4 protein-coding genes and 2 rRNA genes (1 of these 6 cut by a window edge) are annotated in these 7375 nt (G+C 42.4%); all 6 read right to left on the minus strand.

What is annotated here, in order from left to right; translation table 11 throughout:
• Positions 1-32: 32 nt before the first annotated feature.
• Entirely contained in the window at positions 33-1793 is a 1761-nt protein-coding gene (locus FDP09_RS00275) for a polysaccharide biosynthesis protein (protein WP_229683469.1), read from the minus strand.
• A gap of 344 nt (positions 1794-2137) precedes the next feature.
• Positions 2138-2740, minus strand: a complete 603-nt coding sequence (locus tag FDP09_RS00280; RefSeq protein WP_137400761.1) for a sugar transferase — start codon at positions 2738-2740, stop codon at positions 2138-2140.
• Positions 2721-3860 carry a DegT/DnrJ/EryC1/StrS family aminotransferase gene (locus tag FDP09_RS00285; RefSeq protein ID WP_137400762.1) on the minus strand — a complete coding sequence of 380 codons (1140 nt, stop codon included), beginning with the start codon at positions 3858-3860 and terminating at the stop codon, positions 2721-2723. Before FDP09_RS00285 ends, FDP09_RS00280 begins: the two co-directional genes overlap by 20 nt.
• A gap of 169 nt (positions 3861-4029) precedes the next feature.
• Positions 4030-5184, minus strand: coding sequence for a glycosyltransferase family 4 protein (locus tag FDP09_RS00290; protein WP_137400763.1), 1155 nt, complete (start codon positions 5182-5184; stop codon positions 4030-4032).
• Positions 5185-6002: 818 nt separating this feature from the next.
• Positions 6003-6114 (minus strand): 5S ribosomal RNA (rrf, locus tag FDP09_RS00295).
• A 94-nt stretch (positions 6115-6208) separates the two neighbouring features.
• Positions 6209-7375, minus strand: a 23S ribosomal RNA gene (locus FDP09_RS00300) (it continues 1716 nt past the right edge of the window).

A 7375-nucleotide genomic window follows, 5' to 3' on the forward strand; every position in this document is an offset into this window, starting at 1 on the left:
AAAACAAACCAACTTCCTGAAAAACAACACCATCAATTCAACCGATCCAATACATTGTACCGAGAGGTGTTGCTGACATATTCTGGCACTATCTGCTTGATGTGCCTGACGATGTCTGTACTGGAATTCAATATCAGCAAACGCTCGAAAAATTCAATCTGATAGTTGACCCTATTAAATGGGATATTGCTCATTTTTACCAACCTAATTTTAGGATGATGAGTGATCAGTAGCTTTTCTGAATGGCATATCAGCTCTTCATGTAGTTTTTCACCTTCCCGAAGACCTGTAAAGACAATATTGATATCTTTCCCAACCTTTTTGTCGCTTAACTGAATCATTTTCTTGGCTAGATCAAGGATCTTTACGGGCTCTCCCATATCAAAAATAAAAATCTCGCTACCTTTTGACATTGCACCAGCTTCTAGTATGAGCTGACACGCCTCACTGATCGTCATAAAATACCTGGATATATCGGGATCTGTCACCATTACGGGACCGCCCTGTTCGATCTGCTTCTTAAACAAAGGTATAACCGAACCATTTGAGCCCAACACATTTCCAAACCTTGTAATGGCAAACTTGGTAACTTGGCCTTTTTCTACGTCCAGGTATCCGCTCAATGCCTGGATATAGATTTCTGCGATACGCTTTGACGCTCCCATTACATTGGAAGGGTTTACCGCCTTGTCCGTGCTGACAAAAACAAACTGTTTCACATTATGTAAAACGGAAAGATCTGCTAGGTTTTTAGTAGCCAAAACATTACTGGTTACGGCCTCCTCCGGATAATTCTCCATCATAGGAACGTGCTTGTAGGCGGCTGCGTGATAAACCATATCCGGCTTGTGTTCATGGAATATCCGATCCATTTTTCTTGTATCTCGAATATCCGCCAATACGGGTTTGATCGGACTTTTCCAATGCCCTCCTTTAAACTCCTGTTCGACATCATAAAGGGCTGACTCAGCCTTATCAACCATAATCAACAACGATGGCTTATGGGAAATGATCTTGCGGCACAATTCGCTACCGATAGAACCTGCCGCCCCAGTCACCATGATCACCCTATCGGAAATTTGACTGAATACCGCTGGATTATCAAGCGATATCTCTGGACGGGACAATAGGTCTTCAATCCTAATTTGTCGAATTTTACCAACACTAAATCCCCCCTTCACCCATTCATCAATCGATGGTACCACACTTACCTTGATCCCTAGCCGTAAACATTCTTCGATAATGTCCTTTTTCCTTTTGGGAGAAATGCACATTATCGAAATCAATAAGTCCGTGATCCCATGTTCCTGCTGAAGAGACATCAGGTGGTCTAGTCCCCAATAAACAGGAATCCCCCCAATATTATCACCCTCTTTTTGAACATCATCATCCAAAAATGCATGAATTTTCTGATTGGATCCGGCTTGACTCCTCAAAACAGTTTTGGATAACCTACCAGCCTCGCCTGCACCAAATATAACGATATGCTTTGTTGGCTGCTTTTTCTTTAGATACATGCCATAAAACTCCTTTATGAACAGCCTATAAAGCGTCATGCTAAAAAATGCCAACAGTGTGGCCATAATAAGTACGGAAATGGGTATATACGCAGCATGCAACACCAATTTTTCCAATGCAAGACAAACCAAGGCCATCAGCATCATTGATGTCATGACAATATACGCCACGATAGAAATGTTACTTATCCGCGATCTACCTCCAAACCACCTCACCTTTTCCAAGTAAAGCATTACTCCTGTTCCCAAAAGTGTGAAAAGCAACGCACTATCCATAACAGGATAACGATGTATAACCTCCCACTCAAAATTAAACCTTAAAAAATACGCTAGGATGATGGAATGAAATAGAATCACCGAATCAATTGAACGTGTGATCCACTTTATCATTATTACTATGTTTGCTTAAAAATGTTACAATTATTGGTGAAAATCAACAATCCAACAATAAAAAAGATCCTATTATAAGATCAAACAAACTCTTTAGTACAATGTAAAATAAATAAAACACATAAAAAATATTTTGAAAAACACTTTTCGGTATTGATAACCAGAAATAGGCGATTATTGAACTTCCAGCTTTATCCAAAAATAATCATTCTACTAAAGTACACTTATTTCTAGTGGTGACCTCGGAATGGAGACACATGTTCTTCATCATTATAGATACCACTTTCATCAAATGGTTTTGATAACGACTGAATAAAAATGTTTAAATCTTGTTTAAATGTCACCTTGCTAACATACTCTATGTCATACGCAAACTTTTCTCTCCAACTAATTGCATTTCTGCCGCTGACTTGGGCAAGCCCGGTAATCCCTGGCTTGACAGCATGTCTCCTGGCTTCTTTTTTAGTATATAAGGGTAAGTATTCTACCAATAAGGGACGGGGGCCTATTAAACTCATATGACCTAAAGCAACATTCAAAAACTGCGGAAGTTCATCCAATGAAGTTTTCCTCAGCCACCTACCCAAAAACGTCAATCGCACATGATCAGGAAGCAGAACTCCATATTGATTTACATCACTTTTCATGGTCCTAAGTTTAAATATCTTAAAGATCTTACCATCCTTACCCACTCTATCTTGGACAAAAAAGGGATTCCCTCGGAAGTCAAAAGCCAAAGCAATGGCTATTACCCCAACTAGCGGAAGGCATAGCAACACTCCAATCCACCCTATAAGATAGTCAATAATAGGTTTAAATAGATGTCGATACATTATATGTCCTTTGCTGAAACTCTAATATATAAGAAGAAACTAATGAGACATCTTCAAGAGTCAAGCCATTTCCTGAAGGCAAACACAAGCCTCTTTTAAAAAAACCTTCCTCTGTTCTATCTCCAAAATAGGGATAGGAACTGTAAAAAGGCTGTAAGTGCATTGGCTTCCAAACAGGCCTGGATTCTATATTTCGTTCTTCCAGAAAATGCCTGAGTCCTACAGCTTGCTCTTCGTGCGGCAGCATAACCGCAGTCAACCACCTGCTACTGCGCATGTTTCCAGTTCCCATCTGAAATCCAATTTCATGATCTGACAAAAAAGAATAATACCAATCAAAAATGGCCCTTCTTTTATTGATTTTTCCTTCGAGCTGCTCCATTTGGCTACAGCCCAAAATTGCATTAAGATTACTAAAGGCATAATTATACCCCAATTGACTGTGCTCATAGTGAGGCGCCGAGTCTTTAGCCTGCAAGGCAAAAAAGTTAGCTTCTTTGATCTTCTCATTGTCCTTGGCCAATAATGCCCCACCTCCTCCAGCGGTAATGATCTTATTGGCATTAAATGAAAAAATCCCATATTCACCAATTGTACCACAATATTGACCACCCACTGATGCCCCCAATGCTTCTGCAGCATCTTCTATAATGGGCACCCCATAGTGTTGGGCAATAGGGATCAGATCATTCATGTTGGCTGGCATTCCAAATACATGCACTGGAATGATCGCCTTAACCCGCTTACCTTTTTTCTTTCTATCCTCCAATGCCTCCTCGAGAAATTTTGGACACATATTCCAAGTCTCCTTTTCACTACCTATAAAAACAGGATTGGCATTGAGGTATTTGATCGGGTTGGCTGAAGCCGAAAAGGTCAACGATTGGCACAACACTTCATCGCCAGTCTGTACGTCGGCAAGCTTTAAAGCGAGATGAATAGAAGCTGTCCCAGACGAATAAAGCCCCACATTAGAAAAGCTCAAATATTCTTGAAGTTCTCTCCTAAAAGATTCTATATAAGCCCCTTGGTATCCAACCTCCTTACATGCCAGCGCATCACGCACTTGACCGGTAATATCTTCATTAAATATTGGTTCAGAAAGTTTGATTCTTGGCATATCCTACATTCTCAAATTAAAGCAGACCTCTAATTAATGAAAAATTTCAACACAAATCACACAAAAGGGGAATTTTATAATGGCATTACACCCAGTCATACACAACAATAGGGTAATCAAAAATTAAAAGGAATCCAAGCCATTTGCATACACCCCTTACATCAAAAAATCAATTTAAATTGACATCCTCTTGCCTGAGAACTTCTTGATCTATCTTTATCTTTGCCCGCATACCATGATAAGAACGCTGTGATAGCACACGAGGTGAACAACGTACTATTTGTTTTACTCTACGAAGCGTTAGTCTATCCAACACTACTCCCCCTCCAACAACCAACACCACTAAGACCGGCAACATCACAATATCAGGAAGTTCATTAAAAGCAATCATCAGTAAGATAAATCCAATCTTCACCCCTCCTAAAATTAACGCTACTTGATCATGTCTAAAACCCATTCGCATTAAAAAATGGTGTACATGACTCTTATCAGCTGTCATTGGTGATATCCCTTTTCTTGCCCTCTTTACAAACACACGTATCGTATCATAAAACGGCACAATCAATAAAGCTGCGGCTGTAGCCAAAGGCGCATGGAATTTAAAGTCATCGATTGGTATGACTACGTTACTTTCAATGAACTTTATGCATAAAACAGACAACGCAAACCCCAAGGTCAAGGAACCTGTATCACCCATGAAAATTTTTGCAGGATGCCAATTATAAACCAGAAAGGATAAAACTGCACCCACAAATGTAAAGGCAATGAATCCATAGGTAGTATGCCCAGAATAAAGGAACCATCCACCTAGCCCTAAAAAGGTAATAATACTTAATGTCCCCGCCAGACCATCCAGTCCATCGATAAGATTAAAAGCATTCGTCAAGCCAATAATGGCAAATATTGTCAGGGAATAACTGAACCAAAGTGGAAGCTCGTAAACACCAAGTAATCCGTAAAAATCAGTAATCCTCACATCACCCAAAACCACCACTGTGATCACGGCTATCAGCTGCCCAATTAATTTTTGGTAGGCTGTCAATTCCACCAAATCGTCCCTCAGTCCAAGAATAAACATGATGGACAAACCCAGCATAAAAAACCTGATTTCCACTAGCTGTTGGTAATTCAACCATATAAGAATCCCTCCTAAAAGGCCGATAAATATAGCAATTCCTCCCATGGAAGGCACAGAATATTTATGGATCTTTCTCCCTCCAGGTTTATCCAATAAATTTCCTTTCTTAATGAGAAATATTAGCAAGGGTGTTAATATTATCCCTATAAAAAAAGCAGTCAGTACAGAAAACAATACTAATAGCATAGAAAAGTGTTAAAGGTAATTAAATGTGCAAAACTTGGCATTGGTAATTCTTTACTGTTCATAAATCCTTAATAAACCATAAAGAACTTTAAGATTCTATTTCTATTTTTCAAATATACTAATTTTTTATCAAAAAACACGGGAATAACAATTCGTTAATATGGTAATATTATTGATGGATAGCTGTTTACTATATAAATAAACCGTAATAACTTAAAAGCATTGGAATTTTTCACTTGCAGATTTAAGGTAAGCGATCCGAACGCTATTTGAATTCCTATACCACAAAAATCCCCTCCAAACGAATCAGTGCTAAAGGAGGATTTTCCACATTTTAATGCACGATATATCCTCCCCAATAACAAGCCAAACTTCATCCCTCCAAAAATATGGCTTGGCCCCTTTTCAGGGATAGAGCCGTAGTTCTGCGGGAATTCATTGAAAGGAGGGAATAACAAATGGCTTTCTTAGCAGATCACATTATAAATGCAGAACTAGAGAAGTAATAAGGATGAACACAGCTGTACAATTGCACAGCTATTCTGGGAATAATAATTTGTTAATAGGGTAATGTTATTGATAGGCCACTAAGACACTAAAACACAAAGCAGTTATAAATTCTTTTCACCGCAGGTCCAGCAAGCACTTTTCAAACACAATACCTTTGTGGCATTTCTTTAACGGTGGTTTTTCCGGTAAGAAAACCGGCAGCCCCCAACTTTTCCGCTTGATCAAAATCCCCCATGCCGGATCCCCCGGTCCTACAGGGGCATATAAAAATGAAAAGGCCCACCGCTTGTGCGGTGGGCCTGTATAAAAGCGGGCGGCGACCTACTCTCCCGGGTGTAACCCCAGTACCATCGGCGCGACAGGGCTTAACTTCTCTGTTCGGGATGGGAAGAGGTGGATCCCCCGTGCCATACCACCCTAAGCTCTTCGTCCCATCGACATTTCTCAGGCGACGGAACAATATCTTTATTTCCTTTTTGGCCTTTCGACATTACCAAAGATAATACAACTCCGAACAGGCAAGCTTTCGGGCTATTAGTACTGCTCGGCTATGCCGTCTCCGGCTTTACACCTGCAGCCTATCAACGTCATCGTCTATGACAACCCTGTACGGAAACCTCATCTCGAGGTGGGTTTCGCACTTAGATGCTTTCAGCGCTTATCCCTTCCGGACGTAGCTACCCGGCAGTGCAGTTGGCACCACAACCGGTACACCAGCGGTCCGTCCAACCCGGTCCTCTCGTACTAAGGTCAGATCCTCTCAAGTTTCCCACGCCCGCAACAGATAGGGACCGAACTGTCTCACGACGTTCTGAACCCAGCTCGCGTGCCACTTTAATGGGCGAACAGCCCAACCCTTGGGACCTTCTCCAGCCCCAGGATGTGACGAGCCGACATCGAGGTGCCAAACCTCCCCGTCGATATGAGCTCTTGGGGGAGATCAGCCTGTTATCCCCAGAGTACCTTTTATCCTTTGAGCGACGGCCCTTCCATTCGGTACCGCCGGATCACTATACCCGTGTTTCCACCCTGCTCGGCTTGTCGGCCTCGCAGTCAAGCTCCCTTATGCTATTGCACTCCGCGCACGGTTACCAAGCGTGCTGAGGGAACCTTTGGAAGCCTCCGTTATCCTTTTGGAGGCGACCACCCCAGTCAAACTACCCACCAAGCAATGTCCCCGACATTCGCGGGTTAGACACCCGACAAACAAAGGGCCGTATTTCAACAGTGGCTCCACAACGCCTGGCGACGCCGCTTCACTGCCTCCGGCCTATCCTACACATTGTTTGCCCAATGCCAATGCTAAGCTGCAGTAAAGGTTCATGGGGTCTTTCCGTCCCGTTGCGGGTACGCGGCATCTTCACCGCGACTACAATTTCACCGAGCTCATGGCCGAGACAGTGCCCAGATCGTTACACCATTCGTGCAGGTCGGAACTTACCCGACAAGGAATTTCGCTACCTTAGGACCGTTATAGTTACGGCCGCCGTTTACCGGGGCTTCAGTTCAGCGCTTCCCTTACGGTAACGCCCCCCCTTAACCTTCCGGCACCGGGCAGGTGTCAGGCCTTATACTTTGTGTCTCCACTTCGCAAAGCCATGTGTTTTTGATAAACAGTCGCCTGGGCCTTTTCACTGCGGCCTCTCTCATTTCTGCGAGTAGGCGCCCCTTCTCCCGAAGT

The sequence above is a fragment of the Echinicola rosea genome, assembly GCF_005281475.1.
Lineage (GTDB): Bacteria > Bacteroidota > Bacteroidia > Cytophagales > Cyclobacteriaceae > Echinicola > Echinicola rosea.